Below are 18,682 nucleotides of genomic sequence, written 5' to 3'. Positions count from 1 at the left end.
GCGGGTTACACAGAGATCGCGGAAATCCGAGCTTTCTCTGCAGCCATTTTGAAGCTCGCTATCTGGTCAAAGCTGAGGTACTTGTAGATGTCGCCGGACAGCTTCTCGATCACCTCAGCGTAATGCATGTACTCGTCCAGGCTGGGCAGCTTGCCGAGAATCGCCGCGACGGACGCCAGTTCAGCTGACGCCAGGTAGACGTTTGCCCCATCGCCCAAGCGGTTCGGGAAGTTACGGGTAGAGGTCGACACCACGGTCGAGTTCGACGCGACTCGTGCCTGGTTGCCCATGCAAAGCGAGCAGCCTGGAATTTCTGTGCGTGCACCGACTCGCTTGAAGACCCCGTAGAAGCCTTCTTTGATCAGTTGGTGCTGATCCATTTTGGTGGGCGGCGACAGCCACAGCCGAGTTGGAATCGAGCCCACTACCCTGTCCAGAAGCCTGCCCGCAGCCCGGAAGTGGCCAATGTTGGTCATGCACGAACCGATGAACACCTCGTCGACCTTGTCGCCGAAGACTTCGGACAGAAGCCTAGCGTCGTCTGGATCGTTCGGAGCGCAGAGGATGGGCTCACGGATTTCATTCAGATCAATTTCGAGCACTGCGGCGTATTCGGCATCGGCGTCAGCAGCCATCAGAGAAGGTGCGCGCAGCCACTCCTCCATCGCTTTGGCGCGGCGCTCCAGTGAGCGGGCATCACCGTAACCCTCAGTGATCATCCAACGCAGCAGCGTGATGTTCGAGCTCAGGTACTCAGCAATCGCCTTCTCAGGAAGCTTGATCGTACAGCCCGCAGCAGAACGCTCAGCGGAGGCGTCGGAGAGCTCGAATGCTTGTTCGACCGTCAGGTGATCTAAACCTTCGATCTCCAGAATGCGCCCGGAGAAGACGTTCTTCTTGCCCTTCTTCTCGACGGTCAGCAACCCTTCCTTGATCGCGTAATACGGAATGGCATGGACGAGATCACGCAGGGTAACTCCGGGCTGCAGCTTGCCGCTGAATCGCACCAGAACGGACTCAGGCATATCCAGAGGCATCACACCGGTCGCCGCCGCAAATGCAACAAGGCCGGAACCAGCAGGGAACGAAATACCCAGAGGGAAGCGGGTATGCGAGTCACCACCCGTACCTACAGTGTCGGGCAGCAGCATCCGGTTCAACCAGCTGTGGATGATCCCGTCACCAGGCTGTAGCGAAACGCCGCCTCGGTTCTTCATGAAGTCTGGAAGCGTGTGGTGAGTCACCACATCAACAGGCTTGGGGTACGCTGCGGTGTGGCAGAAGGACTGCATCACCAGGTCTGCGGAGAAGCCCAGGCAAGCCAGATCTTTCAGCTCGTCACGCGTCATCGGGCCGGTCGTGTCCTGAGACCCGACTGTCGTCATTTTTGGCTCGCAGTAGGTTCCTGGACGTATGCCTGCCACACCGCAAGCGCGTCCCACCATTTTCTGCGCAAGGGAGAAGCCCTTCCCGGTATCGACAGGTTGCTCCGGCTTGTGAAACAGCTTCGATGGTTCAAGGCCAAGTTCGACGCGCGCCTTTTCAGTCAAACCACGACCGATAATCAACGGAATGCGGCCACCTGCACGAACTTCATCCAGCAGGACTGGTGTCTTCAGATTGAACGTTGCCAACACTTCATCGGAGCCTTGAGGGCAGACCTTACCTGCCAGCGGGTAGACGTCGATGACATCTCCCATGTTAAGGCCCGAGACATCAAACTCGATCGGCAACGCCCCGGCGTCTTCCATGGTGTTGTAGAAGATCGGCGCAATCTTGTTGCCAAAGCAGAACCCACCCGCCCGCTTGTTCGGCACATACGGAATGTCATCGCCAAAGAACCAGAGCACCGAGTTAGTGGCGGATTTGCGAGACGAACCTGTACCCACCACGTCGCCCACATAGGCAACTGGATAGCCTTTGGCTCGAATGCTCTCAATCTGCTGGAGCGGGCCGACCTCACCAGGCACCTCGGGCTCAATGCCGTCGCGACTCATCTTAAGCATCGCGCGTGCATGAAGCGGGATATCAGGACGTGACCAGGCATCCGGGGCCGGCGATAAATCATCAGTGTTCGTTTCACCAAGCACCTTGAACACAGTCAGCGTGTACTTTTCCGCGATCGCGGGACGCTTTGTGAACCACTCGGCATCTGCCCAAGATTGCAGCACCTCCTGCGCAGCGGGGTTGCCTGCCTTCGCTCGTTCAGCGACATCATGGAATGCGTCGAACATAAGCAAGGTATGCTTCAGCTGCCCGGCTGCCACCTCCGCCAGTGCAGCATCATCCAGCAGCTCTACGAGTGTTTCGATGTTGTAGCCACCCTGCATGGTACCCAAGAGCTCTACGGCTCGTTGAGGGTCGATCAGGGGCGAGGTTGCCTTTCCTTTCGCAATGGCTGAGAGGAAGCCAGCTTTGACGTAGGCAGCCTCATCGACCCCAGGCGGCACTCGATTAGTGATCAGATCCAGTAGCTGTTGCTCCTGGCCTGCTGGAGGCGACTTCAGCAACTCCACCAGACCAGAGGTTTGTTCTGGGTTCAACGCAAGCGGAGGCAAACCCTCAACAGCTCGTTCACGCACATGGTTCAGGTATTGTTCTAACACGGTTGTGGTTCCTGATTAGGGTCGCAAGGCATCAAACGTCAACCGGCAAGTGGTATTGCCGGGACATTCAGTTCGGGCACTACCAAGTCTTAGGGACGCAGATAACGCCCTCCATGAGGACTCTCGCGCTACGGCTCATCACGGCACGAGTAACCGTCCAGAGACCGTCGATGTATTCAACGCTGGCACCTACGCGAAGCGTCCCAGAGGGATGGCCGAAACAAACCGACTCTCTCTGCCCACCACCTGCTGCGAGGTTCACGAGCGTTCCTGGAACAGCTGCTGCGGTACCAATAGCAACAGCAGCAGTCCCCATCATGGCGTGGTGCAATTTCCCCATCGACAGTGCTCGAACCAGCAAATCCACTTCATCGCGATGTACCGGCTTTCCGCTACTCGAAACGTAAGCCTGTGGTTTGCTCACAAACGCTACCTTTGGCGTGTGCTGCCGACCTGCCGCCTCATCCAGAGTGCTTATTAAGCCCATCCGTAAGGCTCCATAAGCCCTTATCAACTCGAAACGCTTGAGCACCTCGGCGTCACTATTGATGTCGTCCTGCAGCTCGGTGCCTTTGAATCCAACACTTTCTGCATCGATGAAGACAGTAGGAATACCGGCATCAATCAGAGTGGCCTGAAGAATCCCGACGCCAGGAACGTTCAGCTCATCAACAAGGTTGCCAGTGGGGAACATCGCCCCACCCTCTCCTTCATCGCCTGCAGCAGGATCCAGGAAGGCAAGCTCGATCTCAGCTGCCGGAAAGGTCACGCCGTCCAGCTCAAAATCACCAAGCTCCTGAACCTCGCCATCCCTCATTGGGATTTTCGCAATGATCGTTTTGCCGATGTTCGCCTGCCAGATCCGAATGGTTGCTACACCATTCTCAGGAAGCTGCCCGAAAGGAATCAGATTTTTGGCGATAGCAAATGCCCCCACCGCTGCTGACAAGTTCCCGCAGTTCCCAGACCAGTCCACGAAAGGACGGTCGATTGAGACTTGCCCAAACAGGTAGTCGATGTCGTGGCCTGGTCGTCGGCTAGGGCTTACGATCACCGTTTTACTGGTACTCGACGTAGCGCCGCCCATCCCATCAATTTGCTTACCGTAAGGATCTGGACTGCCGATGACACGCATCAGCAGAGCGTCTCGCTCACGACCTGGCTGCTGAGCTTCGAGGGGTAGGTCATCCAAGGAAAAGAAAACGCCCTTGCTGGTACCACCCCGCATGTAGGTAGCTGGGATTCGCAACTGTGCGAGAAAACTCATGACTGCTTACTCCGATTACTACGCTGAAGCGGCTTCAAGGAAGTCATCAGCGAATCGCTGCAGCACACCACCAGCCTCGTAAATCGAGACTTCTTCAGCGGTATCCAGACGACATGTCACGGGAACTTCCAGGCACTCACCATTACGACGGCGAATCACCAGTGTCAGCGTGGCCCGAGGTGTCCGGGCTCCAACCACGTCATAGAGTTCGGTACCGTCAATGCCGAGGGTCTTACGGGTGGTGCCAGGAAGGAACTCGAGGGGCAGAACACCCATACCGATGAGGTTAGTGCGGTGGATTCGCTCAAAGCCTTCCGCCACGATTGCTTCCACCCCAGCCAACCTCACACCCTTGGCCGCCCAGTCGCGCGAGGAGCCCTGACCGTAGTCAGCGCCAGCAACGATGATCAGCGGCTGCTTGCGATCCATGTAGGTCTCGATGGCTTCCCACATCCGCATGACCTTGCCTTCAGGTTCGACACGAGCCAGCGAGCCCTGCTTCACCTGACCATCGACCACAGCCATTTCGTTGACCAATTTAGGGTTCGCGAATGTCGCACGCTGGGCCGTGAGGTGATCCCCGCGATGGGTTGCGTAGGAGTTGAAGTCCTCCTCTGGCAGGCCCATTTTTGCCAGGTACTCACCTGCCGCACTGTTCGCCATGATGGCGTTCGACGGAGAAAGGTGGTCGGTCGTGATGTTGTCTGGCAGAACTGCCAAAGGACGCATACCCCGCAGAGTACGCTCGCCGGCCAAAGCACCTTCCCAGTAAGGTGGACGTCGAATGTAGGTGCTTTGAGGGCGCCATTCGTACAGGGGGGCAACCGATGGCCCGCGATCATCCTCGATGGCGAACATTGGGATATAGACCTTGCGGAACTGATCCGGCTTCACAGCAGCCGCCACTACTGCGTCAACTTCAGCATCGTCCGGCCAGATGTCCTTCAACCTGATTTCGCGTCCGTCTACCACACCCAGGACATCATTCTCGATGTCGAACCGGATCGTGCCGGCGATGGCGTAGGCCACAACCAATGGAGGCGAAGCAAGGAAGGCCTGCTTAGCATACGGATGGATCCGACCATCGAAGTTACGGTTACCCGAAAGGACTGCCGTCGCGTACAGGTCGCGATCGATGATTTCCTGCTGGATAACTGGATCGAGAGCCCCGGACATGCCATTACAAGTGGTGCACGCGAAGGCAACAACGCCGAAGCCTAGCTGCTCGAGCTCCGAAGACAGCCCCGCCTCATCTAGGTAGAGGGCAACGGTCTTGGAGCCTGGCGCAAGGGATGATTTGACCCAGGGCTTGCGTGTCAGGCCTAGGCGATTCGCGTTTCGGGCGAGCAGGCCTGCAGCAATGACGTTGCGTGGGTTACTGGTGTTCGTGCAGCTCGTGATGGCGGCGATGATGACGGCCCCATCTGGAAGCTGCCCAGGGGTTTCCGTCCAGTCACCAGCAATACCTTTGCTCTTGAGGTCAGCAGTCGCCACACGCGCATGCGGGTTCGACGGGCCAGCCATGTTCCGACCTACTTTCGACAGGTCGAAGGTCAGGACACGCTCGTACTCAGCCTCAGCGAGATCATCAGCCCAGATTCCTGCGGCCTTGGCGTAGGTTTCCACCAGACGAACCTGCTCATCCTCTCGCCCTGTGAGGCGGAGGTAGGACAGGGTTTGCTCATCGATGGAGAACATTGCTGCAGTTGCCCCATACTCCGGGGCCATGTTCGAGATGGTGGCGCGGTCACCGATGGTCAGCGATCTTGCGCCTTCACCGTAGAACTCGAGGTAAGCACCGACCACCTTTTCCTTACGCAGGAATTCAGTGAGCGCTAGCACGATGTCAGTGGCAGTGATCCCAGGGTTGTGCCGCCCTTGGAGCTCTACGCCAACGATGTTCGGGAGACGCATCCAAGAGGCGCGGCCCAGCATCACGTTTTCAGCCTCCAGGCCACCAACACCCACAGCGATGACACCGAGAGCGTCAACATGTGGGGTGTGGCTGTCAGTACCGACGAGCGTGTCAGGGAACGCCACACCCTCTTTTACCTGGATGACTGGCGACATCTTCTCGAGGTTGATCTGGTGCATGATCCCGTTGCCAGGCGGGATCACATCAACGTTCTTGAACGACTTCTTCGTCCACTCGATGAAGTGGAATCGATCTTCGTTTCGACGGTCTTCGATTGCACGGTTCTTGGCGAATGCGTCCGGGTCGTAGCCACCACACTCCACGGCTAGCGAATGGTCAACGATCAGTTGGGTAGGTACAACCGGGTTTACCTTGGAAGGATCCCCACCGCGAGCAGCGATCGCATCTCGCAGGCCAGCGAGGTCTACTAACGCAGTTTGACCCAGGATGTCATGGCACACGACACGAGCCGGGAACCAAGGAAAATCCAGGTCGCGCTTGCGGTAGACAATCTGCTCAAGCGATGCCGTCAACGTGGCTGGATCACAGCGGCGCACAAGGTTTTCGGCATGGATACGGGAGGTATAAGGCAGGCCAGCCCATGCTCCCGGCTCGATGGCCTCAACAGCCTCACGGGCATCGAAGTAGTCGAGGCGAGTACCTGGCAATTGCTTCCGATATTTGTTGTTCATAGGCAGACTCACGGTGTGCAGTGGCAAGCCGCCGTGAAGCGGCTCGCGGATGTTGTCAGCGCTGACTGATGTTCACGAACGGGCGCTCAGCGTGCCCGGTGTACTCGGCGCTAGGACGAATGATTCGGTTGTTCGCACGCTGTTCAAAGACATGCGCAGCCCAGCCCGTCAGGCGGGAGCACACGAAGATCGGGGTGAACAGCTCGGTAGGAATGCCCATGAAGCGGTAGGCCGATGCATGGTAGAAGTCGGCATTCGGAAACAGCTTCTTCTGCTCCCACATGACCCGGTCAATCGCTTCGGACACGGGGAAGATAACGGTATCCCCGCTCTCCTCTGCCAGCCGCTTCGACCACTCCTTGATGATCTCATTACGAGGGTCGGAATCACGGTAGATGGCATGGCCGAATCCCATGATCTTCTCTTTGCGCTCAAGCATGTCCAAAGTGCCGCGAGTAGCCTCGTCTGCACTCGAGAATTTCTCGATCATCGCCATGGCAGCTTCATTAGCACCACCGTGCAGCGGCCCCCGCAGGGAACCGATCGCGCCGGTGATGCAGGAATACATGTCCGACAGCGTGGAAGCGCACACCCGGGCAGTGAAGGTCGAGGCGTTGAACTCATGCTCTGCATAAAGAATCAGCGAGACATCCATCACCTGGCGGTGCAGGTCGCTCGGCGCCTTCCCGTGCAGAAGCTCGAGGAAGTGGCCTGCTACACCAGGCTGCTCACTGGTGGTGTTGATACGTACACCTTGATGAGCGAAGCGGTACCAGTAACACATGACTGCCGGGAAGGTGGCGAGCAAGCGGTCGGTCACATCTTGCTGCTGAGCAAAGCTCGCCTCCGGCTCCAGGTTGCCCAGGAACGAGGCACCAGTTCGCATGACATCCATGGGATGCGCATTCGCAGGGATTCGCTCAAGCACTTCCTTCAAGGCTTGCGGCAGATCACGCAGTCCCTTCAGCTTGGTTCGGTACTGATCCAGTTGACGCTGAGTGGGGAGTTCGCCGTAAAGCAGCAGGTAAGCGACCTCTTCAAACACCGCTCCGCGCGCCAGTTCGCGGACGTCATACCCGCGATAGGTCAGACCTGCTCCAGTCTGGCCAACGGTAGAAAGTGCAGTTTGACCAGCGACCTGCCCACGCAGACCCGCTCCGCCCAAATTTTTTGCTTCGGCCATTTTCGTACTCCAGTTCTTGAACGTGATGTCTGGGAACAGGCCGTTAAGCCCGGCTACGTGCAAAGAGTTCGTCGAGCTTCTGCTCGAAGTCGTGGTAACCGATGGATGCGTAAAGCTCCATGCGGGTTTGCATGGTGTCCACGACGTGCTTCTGAGTGCCGTTAAGGCGGAGGGATTGATAGACGTTCTCTGCCGCTTTGTTCATGGCACGGAACGCCGAGAGTGGGTACAGCACCATCGACACGTCGACGGAGGCCAGTTCTTCGGTGGTGTACAGCGGAGTCGAACCGAACTCAGTAATGTTGGCCAGGATTGGGGCACCCACGCGATCAGCGAACTGTTTGTACATGGAAAGTTCGGTAATGGCCTCAGGGAACACCATGTCAGCACCGGCCTCAACGCAGGCCGACGCCCGATCCAGGGCCGACTCGAGCCCCTCGACTGCGAGGGCGTCAGTTCGAGCCATGATCACGAAGCTATCGTCGGTACGAGCATCGGCAGCTGCCTTGATCCGGTCGATCATTTCGCGCTGGCTGACAATTTCTTTGTTGGGGCGATGACCGCAGCGCTTGGCACCCACCTGGTCTTCGATGTGAATTGCGCCGGCACCGAACTTGATCATCGACTTGACGGTGCGTGCGATGTTGAAGGCTGAAGAGCCAAAGCCGGTGTCCACGTCCACCAGCAGAGGCACGTCGCAGACGTCGGTGATGCGCCTTACATCAGTGAGCACATCATCCAGGCTGCTGATGCCCAAGTCAGGAATCCCGAGCGAACCTGCGGCAACGCCACCTCCAGACAGGTAAATGGCGCGGAACCCTGCACGCTTAGCCAACAACGCGTGATTGGCGTTGATTGCGCCAACAATCTGCAGTGGATGTTCTTGAGCAACGGCGTCACGGAAACGCTTACCGGCAGAAATTGCAGTCATACCTACCTCCATTATTTTTGTTGAGCGGTGTTCAGTAACTGGAATTCGATGTTGCGACGCGAGGCGCCGATGTGGCGGCGCATGAGGAGATCAGCTAGCTCGCCATCCCGGTCGGAGATTGCGTCCAGGATTCGGTGATGCTCCGCGAAGGCGTGATGCGGGCGGCTCGGTGCCGCTGAGAACTGGATGCGGTACATCCGGAAAAGTTGATAAAGCTCATTGCAGAGCATGCGGGTCAGGGTCAGGTTTTTGCTGCCCTGAATGATCTTGTAATGGAAGTCATCATCCCCTTCCTGCTGGTAGTACCCAGTACCTGCTTGAAAGGCTGCATCCTTCTCATGGGCATCCAACACATATCGAAGCTGATCAACCTCTGACTGGCTCATGCGCTCAGCGGCATGACGGCAGGCCAGGCCCTCCAGGGCTTCTCTGATCTGATAGAGCTCAACCAACTCTTCAAGTGTCAGCGACACAACCCTGGCACCTACATGGGGCACGCGAAGCAAAAGCCGCTGGCCTTCCAGTCTGTGAATCGCCTCGCGCAATGGCCCTCGGCTTACTCCGTAGACCCGCGCCAACTCAGGCTCAGAGATCTTGCTGCCGGGTGCGATGTCACCTTTGACGATGGCTGACTGAATCAGCCTGAAGACCTGCTCGGACATCGTCTCTGGTTCGCCGCCAGAAGAAGCACTGAATGCTCGTTCCATAGTGTCGACACCTGCCACCGGCTGACCCCAATTGGCCGCGCCTAATTGAGATCCACACTACCAGATTGTTGACACATTGAAAGATGCGAACATCACCTAGATTTCACCACAGGGCAACAAATCACCACTGAGCAATGAAAACAAATCTAATAAATCCTTTATTTTCAGTGATTTATTCAAATCATGGTGAGCTACGATTGCGGCACATGCAGAAGTGTTGTGCACGGAGTGAAGCAACAAAACTTCTCTGAATTCAAGAATTGTCGACAAAACACCACTCATGCCCATAAACGCAAACTGCCGGCATTAGCCGGCAGTTTGCTTTGAAGGGAGACTCAAGCTCGTTTGGGGTTGGCTTGCTTGGGATTCAGAACCGCATCGAGCAGCCTGTCGGACAGGAGCGAGAATGCCACCGCAATTCCCCCCCACATCACCGCCTGGACACCCATTGACGCAAGCCTGAAATCCCATAGCAGATCAGCAGGGAAATGGTCAGGTACTTCACTGAATGATGGGAAGGAACCGCCAACTACCGCCATGATGATTGCGTAACTCAGCACCCCTGCCGAAATCGAGCGACCATGCCTCATCGACCCAGAAAGCCTCCGAGTGACGTTCACGGCAATAAGAGCAGCAACCACTGACACGAGGATCATCAGGAAGAACAGCTGCGTGCGCTCCTGGAACGTCTCTGGATTTCCAATAGCGGGTGGGTTGGGGGGATACTTGAGGGCTGGCACCAGGTAGATGATCACAAAGGCTGACAAAGCAAGCAGCACCGGAAACATCTTGGGATTCGCTTTGCCTATTCGCCCCATGCAGAATGCATAGACCAGGGCGAAAATTCCGCCCATGGCAAGGCTGTAAGTCACGATTGCAACGAACAGCCCAAGCGTGCGTTGAACCTCTCGACTAACACCTTCATCAGCGGGCGCAGCAGGCTCATGGGAATGCTCAACACCGTGCGAGTGAGGAGCAGCATCTTCAAGAGCAATGGCTCGCTCGATCAGAGGCTCACCGATTACCTTGGCGACACCGAAAGCGAGAAGGCCGGCGAGAAGCCCAGCCAGCATTCCCCGATAGAGCAGACGACCAGTCATGCTTGATCCCTCCTAGTGGCAAGGGAAGCCAAGCGAATGCCGGCCATCGTGAACGAACTCGTGAATGTCGGTGCCGGCAAACATCGACACGGCGCCCTGCTCGGCGCCGACGAAGTACAAGGCGAGGAGCAGGATCAAACCTGCAAATATCGCCCATGGCATGACGTCACGCAGAGGAATCGCAGGAACAGAGATTTCGTTATTGGAAATGGCACTCACGGTCATGACAGCCTCCAGCTAAGCATGTGGGATGGGTACGCTGTCCAGAATCCCCTATGCCCGTCACTTCCGCTTGGCTACCACTGCCATTCTATTGGACTAAAACTGCCAACAACTTCAGATACGCGCAGCGGCGCCACGCACCGCTGAAGAGGCTAGATCCGCGCCACAACCTTACCTGGGGTTACGCCAAATTCTTTGCGGAAAACACGACAGAAGTGGGAGACATCACTGAAACCGCTTTGATAGGCGGCCTGTGTGACACGCTTCACCTGCCCGGTCTCGAGCAAATCGTAGCTGCGTTTCAAGCGAGCGAGCCACAGTTGCTGCATAGGGGTTGACTGGTGCTTGGCAAAGGCCCGGAACAAGGTACGCTCGGACACATGCATCGCAGACGAAATCGTCTCCATACTAAGCGTCTCGTCTTCAATGTTGGCTTGAAGGTAGGCCATGGTCTTGATGTAAAGCGAATCAGCGTGTGAAGGTGAAAGATCATCACCCGCCTGCAGGTCAATTGCGACCGACAGGGTTTCCAGAAACGCTGTAGCCAAGCGCCCTAGGGACGAACTGTCCGAGCCGTTTGGAAGGCATAGTGAGGCTTTCATCAGCCCACCGAGCACAGTGGCCATCCCATTGTGATTGCCGATCTTCATCCCGACGATGCGCTCAGCACGATTGGTTCTCGCCATCAACGCACCACGAGGCATTCTCATGAGCAACAATGACTTCGCTGAAACTTCCTGAATAAATGGGGTAGCAGCGTCATAGAGTGCGATCTCACCGGAGTTCAGTGTAATGTTATTGCCATTTTGCTCCAGCCTGACACAACCATCCTCTACGAAATAGGCGACTAAATCATCACCAGGACTGTACCTAATATTGTTGGGCGTCCTGTGCCAGCAATGCTCACTGGCATCGTACTGACCTATCAACAACCCCCCCAAACTATGACCCTTGAGCTCACCGACAAACCCATTATCTTTAGGCTTCCAACTTTCGGCAGGAATAAAATGCGTGCAAATAGCATGATGCCAATATTCAAAACGCTTGGGGGTGTCCACTAAGGACGTCGCGTAGAGAAATTGCCCGCTGGATATCTTCGAATCTCCTCGGGGAGCATGTAATAGCTCAACGCCACCAGAAACTGAATTAACCATTCTTCTATCCTCTCGAAAGCCTACGTCTGGAGAACCAGCCGTGTTCAACACCTTTCTTGAGAAGCAAAATTGAGGCCAGGAACAGACGAGAACGTCACCTCCCTACCACTTCTCAGCATCGAGCATCCATACCAAGAAAAAAACTCTATTAATCAATAAAATACCGCACAAAAATGGTTCGAAATGCACCAGATCAGCGCGCCCCAAATTTCTCAAAACGGAAAAAAAGGGGAGCAATAGCTAGGCTATCAACTCCCCATCAAGGTACTGCATGAATGAGTGTTTACCAAGGAAACAATTGTTACCGCCAGACGGCAATAACTGACCCAAAGGTTAGGTACTCAATACTTCAGAAAACCTCGTCACGCTCATGATGCTCGAACTCATGCTCGCGCTGGCAGATTGCCTCAGCATCTAGAGTTTTGGTTTGAGTGAGGCACACCTCAAGCGCCTCCAGCCAGCACAGATAATACTCGGTCAATCCATTTTGATTGTTCCGCTTAATAGCGCTCGCTAACTCAGCCCGGAAGGTGTCCCACGTGAAGAGTCCTTGCTGAGAAAGGCTGACGGCCATACCGAATGCACGGCTTTGCCAAGGAGCGTCAAAAACGAGCTCACCGTTTTCTCGCGGCATGGACTCAGCACCCGACATAGCGCTGATCTGAAGATTCACGGCATCGCTTGGCGAAGCAGACTGGCAGCTGATTTTTGGCTCGACGGACATGGCTTATTTCCTCACTACCGGTGGGAGCACAGTGACACCAACCATAGAGTCGCGAGTGATAAGGGCTGCCAACTCATTCTCGGTCATGTCTTCGGAGCCAGCGGGCCGCTGAGGCATGATGAAGTAACGTACCTCGACGTTACTATCCAGGACTTTCACTTCTTTCGAGTCAGGCACCACAGTACCAAACTCGGCCAATACAGAACGCGGTTCACGCACTACGCGGGAACGGTAAGGCGCATCTTTATACCAACGAGGTGGCAGGCCCAAGACAGGCCAGGGATAGCATGAGCAAAGGGTGCAGACGATTACATGGTGAACATCGTCAGTGTTTTCAACTGCAACCAGGTTCTCACCTTCCATCCCGCTGATACCAAGCTCGGCCACAGCCTTGGTGGCATTAGCCAGGAGACGCTTTTTGTACTCCGGGTCGACCCAGGCCCTGGCGATAGCTTTGGCACCGTTCATTGGCCCGATGTCCTGGGTGTACATAGATACGATGCTGTCGACTACATCACCTTGGAGAATTCCTTTTTCCTTCAGCAAAGACTCCAGCGCTTTCGCCCTGACCTCCCCCTCCGAGAGATCATGCTGATGATGCTTATGCTCGGACATAGCTGTTCCTCAATTCTGGCTTATTGTTCTGTGACTGGATCCATGTAGCACTCATAGAGATCTATGGTGATGGAGGTATTTGGCTCTGCGCTGTCACCCCAGATCTCACTGCCCTCAAAGCGAACGGCATAAGTTGGCTGAGCGTGCTCACCGCGCCGGTGAGCAACCGTGTCGGCCAGGGGGTAGGTACCACTGTAGGAGAGGATCACCCCGACCTTGCCCCAGAGATATCGCGGAAGTCGTGTGTGACCCGGCACAGCCAAGGTACGAGCGCGAACCTTCGATCCAATGGCAAACGACTGAGGTTGATCAGGACGGCGAGCCTCCAAGCCCACATATGCGATTTTCCTCGCACCGGCGATGAGCTTGTCTACAACCTGCTGATCAAAGGCTCCCGCGTACTCTGGGAACTTCGTCTGCCCGGACAGAATCGCCTGCTTCCTCTGCTCAAGCTCTTCTCGAGTGACATGACCATCACGGACACAAAGCTCTTCAATCGCTTCAAGCCAATGCACGTAGTATGGTGTTTTGAGATAGTCCGCTGGTGGCATGCGCTCGATAATGTGGCGGAACTCGTCAAGCGCCCAGGTTCCCACGGTGCCCGAGACCAGAAGCAGTGCGAAGGTCAAACCCTCCCAGTGCTCATGAAAGACCTCGTCATCGCGAGTATTGATAGGGCCAAGGTGATGCAAGCCGCCTATATCATGAATCCCAATCATTTTTTCCACCCTGTCAGGCTACTGTTGGTTTTATGGCCAGACCACCTACATCAGTTGCCCCCTCGTCAGAGGAGTGAGTCAATGGCGGCTTGGATAACTGCCGACATCGAGAAGCAGGCTCTATAGATGAGGATAGGCTTGGGTGTGAAGCGTGTCTTGGTTGAGAGCGACAGGCTGCTTAGTCCAAAACTGTCATTTTTCTACCACGGTCTACTTTGCGTGCAGAATCTGGATAGGCCCTTCGGGCATTCCCCGACAGATAAAAAAACGGCCCGGAGGGTGAGCTCCGGGCCAAAGGGTGACATTCGTTGTGAGATGTAACGGCGAATCAGGCGATGGCTTTCTGAGGAACTACCTTCTCAGCAGCCTCTTTCAGGCCCAGCACCAGGGAGGTAGCGTCCATGTCAGCCCAGCCGTTATCGATGTGTTTTTTCAGCAGGGCGTGAGCAGCTTCGGCGGTCGCGATGGTGGCGCCAACTTCGCGGCCAGCATCCATGGCCAGGGTCAAATCCTTGGCCAACAGCCAAGTTTTGAAGCCCGCCTGGTAGCCCTTCGAAGCTGGAGCGGTCGCAACCACGTCCTTGCCCGGGTTCCAGACGCGGAAAGTCCAGTTGTCGGCAGTGGAGCGAATGGCGATTTCGAAGAACTCTTTCAGGTTCAGGCCCAGGCGCTCAGCCAGAGCGGTGGCCTCGCAGTTCACTGCCACGCAAACGCCCATGATCAGGTTGTTCACGACTTTGGCAGCCTGGCCAGCTTCTGGGCCACCAGCGTGAGCAACGTACTCTCCCATTGGGCTCAGCAGCTCTTTGACGCGGGCAACGTGCGGATCTTCGCAGCCGATCATGAAGGTCAGGGTAGCGTCGATCGCGCCTTCGGTACCGCCCGACACAGGGGCCTCGGCGAAGATGCGGCCTGCTTTCTTGGCAGAAGCATGCAGCGAACGGGCGTTTTCGATACCGATGGTGGAGCAGTCGATGACCACGGTGTTCGGATCGATGCTGGCGAATACGCCATCCGGGCCGGCCAGGACTTCTTTAACTTCGGTACCAGTTGGCAGCATGGTGAAGACGGCGTCTACACCTTTGCAGGCCTCGGCGACGGTCGAAAAGATCTGAACACCGTTCTGGGCGGCGCGTTCACAGGCTGCCGGGTCGATATCCACGCCTTTTACGGCATAGCCAGCGTTCAACATGTGTTTGGACATCGGGTTGCCCATGAAGCCGAGGCCGATCCAAGCGATAGTCTTCATTTTTGTTCTCCATTGCTCTACGAGGGGTTGTACCAACTAACTTTTACATCTGAATGATTCAGTAACTTGCATGGGGCATGCTGATAGCGCCCACTAATGCTCAGCGCTGATCAATTGATTTCAGATAGGGGTTAACACTGACTTCGCTCCAGACGCCATTCAGAGCGAATGGATCATTACGCTGGAACTGGAGAGCTTGCTCGAGCGTTTCCGCCTCAACAACAAGCATGCTGCCGATTTTCTTGTCGCTATCCACCGAAGTGTAAGGGCCAGCGATCAAGATCTTGATGGTGGCGCTTTTCAGATAAGCGCGGTGCGCATCATAGAATTCATCGCGCCTGGTGGGAGTAGACGGATTATCCTTGCAGTAGATGACGTATAGCATGCTGCACCTATTATTATTGACTGGTATCTGCATTCGAACTTAGGCATTTAAAATGTCTTCACTCGATGAGATTCACAGTACGCCCGCCGGTTGTGCCTTCACAACGTAATAAACACACATCCGGCGTGCAAAAATTCACTGATGGCGGTGCGGGCCATCAGCGAATTTGTCAGAGGAAGATCTCCCGGTTAGCATCCACCTGCTCTGCGATGAACCTCGCTACCTCGCGGATGTGTGCTGCCTTCCTGTGATCCTCATGGACGTGCATGTAGAAGGAGCGCTTAATGCTGACCTCGTCTGCGAGAACAGGGATTAGCTTGGGGAATGACGTCGCGATGTAGGCCGGAAGGATGCCAAGCACCTTCCCTCCCAAGACAGTGTGTACCTGAGTGAGTAGGTTGGTACTGCGAAGGCGCGAGACGAGATCTACCTCCAAGCCACTGGAGAAATTGAGCTGTGGTGCGAACAGGAGATCCTCGACATACCCTACAAAGGGATGCTGCTCGAGATCTTTCTGGCTTCGTATGGGAGGGGACTCTTCAAGGTACTGACGGGTGGCATAGATTTGGAGTCGGTAGTCAGTCAGGCGGCGAGAAGCGACCCGCATGTGCTCTGCAGTCGCCAAGCTGATGCCGATGTCCGCCTCTCGCTTAGAAAGACTAAACACCCGCGCTGCCGCGTAGATTTCCACCTCAAGATTGGGATACTTCCTTGTCAGTTCTGCCATTCTAGGCGCCAGGAATACACTCCCGAATCCGTCTGGAGCCCCAATCCTGACCAGACCTGAAATTTGCCCTGGATCAGTCTCATCACTTTTATAGGAGAGCAAAATGCTTTCCATACTTTCTACAGCATTGAGTACCCTCTCCCCTTCAGGAGTCAACTCATAGCCAGAATTGCTTTTGTGGAACAGTCTTATTTTCAAGCCATCTTCCAAGGCTGAAATATGACGTGCAACAGTTGTATGTTCTGTACCTAATCTCTCGGCAGCGCCAGACAAGGTACCAGCCCTCGCCACGGCCAAAAAATATCGAAAGTCATCCCAGTTTTCATTTTTTTGTTTTTTTGCCATAACTTAATTCTCAATCACGGTACAGACTTACCCTTCTAAATCCTCCCAAGGCGCCTTGGCAGCAAAACGGGAATCAATGAAGGTTTTGAAAGCATCAACTTTCGCAGAGGTGTAAGCAGATGACGGTCTAACAAGGTAAACGCCAGAGTCGGTACTAAATGTCCACTCAGGTAGAACTCTAACAAGCCTGCCAGTGTGCATCGCCTTGGCCATCAGCCAGGTACTGCCGGCTACGATACCCAAACCATGGGTGGCGGCGATGAGCAGACCTTCGTTGTCGTTACTCTTGATCGACCCCTTGGGCCGAATGGTGACAGCTTTGCCTTCCGATACGAGGCGCCAGTCCGGGTAGGTGCTGAATCCGGTATAGGAAAGGCACTGGTGATTCACCAAATCGTGGGGATGCGCGGGTGCTCCACGCTGCTCAACATATTCAGGCGAGGCGCACAGGATACGCGTTTGATCGCAAAGCTTGCGCGCGATAAGTCGGCTGTCCGGCAGATCACCGATGCGTATGGCCAGGTCGTAACCCTTGGAGACGATATCCACGAATTCATCCGTGTACTCGAGCTCCAAGGACAAATGCGGGTGCCGTTTGGCGAACTCAGCGATCAATGGGCTCAGCCACATCCGCCCCATGGCAGATGGCAGCGACAGCCTTAGCGTTCCCTGGATCTCGGAAGAGTCCTGTAACGCTTCAGACTGAGCCTCGCCGATCAGCCTCGCAGCGGCACGGATATTCTCGACGAATCGAGCACCGACGTCGGTGAATCGAACAGCGCGGGTAGTCCTCTCAACCAACCGAACGCCCAACCTCATTTCCAACGCGGAGATCCGCTTGGACAGAACGGATGGATGCCGTTCGAGAACCTTCGCCGCTGCTGAAAACGTTTGATGGTCAGCAAGCGCAAGGATCGCTGAGAGTTCATCGGCTTTACGGCTATCGAACGGATCCATCTACAACCTCAACAATACAAATGTGCTGATTAAGGGATCAATACAATCGAACCCTTGGAATGGCCATGCTCGATGTCCTGCTGAGCCTTCCCGGCCTCTTTCAGCGGATACGTTTTAGAGACTTGGGCCTTGATGATGCCTTTGGCAAGGGCATCCAAGACGTCAGCCGCACGCTCTTGGTAAGCCTCAGCCGTAGCAACATGTGCAGCCAAGCCAGGCCGAGTGAGGTAAAGCGAGCCTTTGGCGTTCAGTGTTCCTACCGCTACCGGATCGGGCACCCCACTCGTGATGCCGTAGGAAACCATAAGGCCGCGCACTCTCAAGCAATCCAATGAAGTCTCGAAGGTTGGCTTACCGACACCGTCGTATACAACATCTGCCTTCTTACCACCCGTGGCTTCTTGGACATTGGCTGCCAAAGTAGCGCTGTCGAAGACGAAAACGTGATCACAGCCTGCAGCACGCGCTCGCTCGATGCTCGCTTCTTTCGAGACGACACCGATGACGTTCGCACCCAAGTGCTTCGCCCAAGATGCCAGCAGTTGACCAACGCCTCCTGCAGCACCATAGAGGAGAATGTTCGTGCCCTTGGTGACCGGGTAGGTGGTTTTGATCAGGTATTGAGCCGTGATGCCTTTGAACAGAACAGCAGCTGCTTCTTCAAAGCTCACATTGTCCGGCAACTTTACCAGGCGCTCTGCGGGGAAGAGCCTAGTGGCTGCATAGCTACCAATCGGGCCGGTGGCATATGCAACTCGATCACCCACTTTCACGTTTGTCACGTTGGGGCCCACGGCCTCGACGACACCGGCGCCCTCAAGGCCAATACCCGAGGGAAGCGGGATCTTCACTTCACCACGGCGCTGACTGATATCCAGCGGGTTTACACCTACTGCGTGCTGCTTGAGACGCACCTGTCCTTCAGCAGGCTCACCGACCTGGACGCTCTCCAGGTGAAGTTGATCAGCATCGCCAAAGCTTTCGAATCGCACTACATCAACCATGACTCACCTCCAGTGATTGCACTGCACCAAAGGTCGCACCTTGCACCACGTGCAACAAGCCAGGTTTCTTGCACTACAGACCTGCAAGATTTGCACAAATGCCTATCGCCCACCTTTCCATCATCAGCTTAAACGGCTGTGCAGCAGGTAAGGGGTGACCAGTGGTGCATTCCCTATTTT

17 protein-coding genes are annotated in these 18,682 nt (G+C 55.6%); all 17 read right to left on the bottom strand.

Going from position 1 to position 18,682, the window contains the following annotated elements:
* Positions 1–5 precede the first annotated feature (5 nt).
* The 17 genes from acnB to V7787_RS16615 all read right to left on the bottom strand — a co-directional run bounded on the left by acnB (position 6) and on the right by V7787_RS16615 (position 18,502).
* Positions 6–2,606 (bottom strand): bifunctional aconitate hydratase 2/2-methylisocitrate dehydratase, encoded by a 2,601-nt coding sequence (gene acnB / locus V7787_RS16695; RefSeq protein WP_336088714.1) that lies wholly within the window; start codon positions 2,604–2,606, stop codon positions 6–8.
* A gap of 79 nt (positions 2,607–2,685) precedes the next feature.
* Positions 2,686–3,873 carry a 2-methylaconitate cis-trans isomerase PrpF gene (prpF, locus tag V7787_RS16690; RefSeq protein WP_336088713.1) on the bottom strand — a complete coding sequence of 396 codons (1,188 nt, stop codon included), beginning with the start codon at positions 3,871–3,873 and terminating at the stop codon, positions 2,686–2,688.
* 18 nt (positions 3,874–3,891) lie between these two features.
* Positions 3,892–6,480 (bottom strand): Fe/S-dependent 2-methylisocitrate dehydratase AcnD, encoded by a 2,589-nt coding sequence (gene acnD / locus V7787_RS16685; protein WP_336088712.1) that lies wholly within the window; start codon positions 6,478–6,480, stop codon positions 3,892–3,894.
* Positions 6,481–6,535: 55 nt separating this feature from the next.
* On the bottom strand, positions 6,536–7,663 hold the full coding sequence (gene prpC / locus V7787_RS16680) for a bifunctional 2-methylcitrate synthase/citrate synthase (protein ID WP_336088711.1): 1,128 nt from the start codon (positions 7,661–7,663) through the stop codon (positions 6,536–6,538).
* Positions 7,664–7,706: 43 nt separating this feature from the next.
* Positions 7,707–8,594 carry a methylisocitrate lyase gene (prpB, locus tag V7787_RS16675; protein ID WP_442965317.1) on the bottom strand — a complete coding sequence of 296 codons (888 nt, stop codon included), beginning with the start codon at positions 8,592–8,594 and terminating at the stop codon, positions 7,707–7,709.
* An 11-nt stretch (positions 8,595–8,605) separates the two neighbouring features.
* The gene (locus V7787_RS16670) at positions 8,606–9,301 is read right to left on the bottom strand and encodes a GntR family transcriptional regulator (protein ID WP_179052640.1); all 696 of its coding nucleotides are present in this window, start codon (positions 9,299–9,301) and stop codon (positions 8,606–8,608) included.
* A gap of 335 nt (positions 9,302–9,636) precedes the next feature.
* Positions 9,637–10,401: a CbtA family protein gene (locus V7787_RS16665; protein WP_336088709.1), complete on the bottom strand. Its 765-nt coding sequence runs from the start codon at positions 10,399–10,401 to the stop codon at positions 9,637–9,639.
* 12 nt (positions 10,402–10,413) lie between these two features.
* A complete protein-coding gene (locus tag V7787_RS16660) occupies positions 10,414–10,626 on the bottom strand; it encodes a CbtB domain-containing protein (protein WP_179052638.1) in 213 nt (70 codons plus the stop codon).
* A gap of 149 nt (positions 10,627–10,775) precedes the next feature.
* Complete coding sequence (locus V7787_RS16655; RefSeq protein WP_179052637.1) at positions 10,776–11,777, bottom strand: helix-turn-helix domain-containing protein; 1,002 nt, start codon at positions 11,775–11,777, stop codon at positions 10,776–10,778.
* A gap of 349 nt (positions 11,778–12,126) precedes the next feature.
* Entirely contained in the window at positions 12,127–12,501 is a 375-nt protein-coding gene (locus V7787_RS16650) for a nitrile hydratase accessory protein (protein ID WP_336088708.1), read from the bottom strand.
* Positions 12,502–12,504: 3 nt separating this feature from the next.
* A complete protein-coding gene (gene nthA / locus V7787_RS16645) occupies positions 12,505–13,116 on the bottom strand; it encodes a nitrile hydratase subunit alpha (RefSeq protein ID WP_336088707.1) in 612 nt (203 codons plus the stop codon).
* A gap of 20 nt (positions 13,117–13,136) precedes the next feature.
* Positions 13,137–13,835 (bottom strand): nitrile hydratase subunit beta, encoded by a 699-nt coding sequence (nthB, locus tag V7787_RS16640; protein WP_256873150.1) that lies wholly within the window; start codon positions 13,833–13,835, stop codon positions 13,137–13,139.
* A gap of 328 nt (positions 13,836–14,163) precedes the next feature.
* On the bottom strand, positions 14,164–15,084 hold the full coding sequence (locus V7787_RS16635; protein ID WP_179052633.1) for an NAD(P)-dependent oxidoreductase: 921 nt from the start codon (positions 15,082–15,084) through the stop codon (positions 14,164–14,166).
* A gap of 100 nt (positions 15,085–15,184) precedes the next feature.
* Positions 15,185–15,469, bottom strand: coding sequence for a YciI family protein (locus V7787_RS16630; RefSeq protein WP_179052632.1), 285 nt, complete (start codon positions 15,467–15,469; stop codon positions 15,185–15,187).
* A 169-nt stretch (positions 15,470–15,638) separates the two neighbouring features.
* Positions 15,639–16,541, bottom strand: coding sequence for a LysR family transcriptional regulator (locus tag V7787_RS16625; RefSeq protein ID WP_179052631.1), 903 nt, complete (start codon positions 16,539–16,541; stop codon positions 15,639–15,641).
* Positions 16,542–16,568: 27 nt separating this feature from the next.
* The gene (locus V7787_RS16620) at positions 16,569–17,498 is read right to left on the bottom strand and encodes a LysR family transcriptional regulator (RefSeq protein ID WP_336088706.1); all 930 of its coding nucleotides are present in this window, start codon (positions 17,496–17,498) and stop codon (positions 16,569–16,571) included.
* A gap of 29 nt (positions 17,499–17,527) precedes the next feature.
* Complete coding sequence (locus V7787_RS16615; protein WP_336088705.1) at positions 17,528–18,502, bottom strand: quinone oxidoreductase family protein; 975 nt, start codon at positions 18,500–18,502, stop codon at positions 17,528–17,530.
* Between the last annotated feature and the right edge of the window lie 180 nt (positions 18,503–18,682).

It is taken from the genome of Pseudomonas sp. CGJS7 (assembly GCF_036961695.1).
This window is presented reverse-complemented; position numbering and strand designations above follow the sequence as displayed.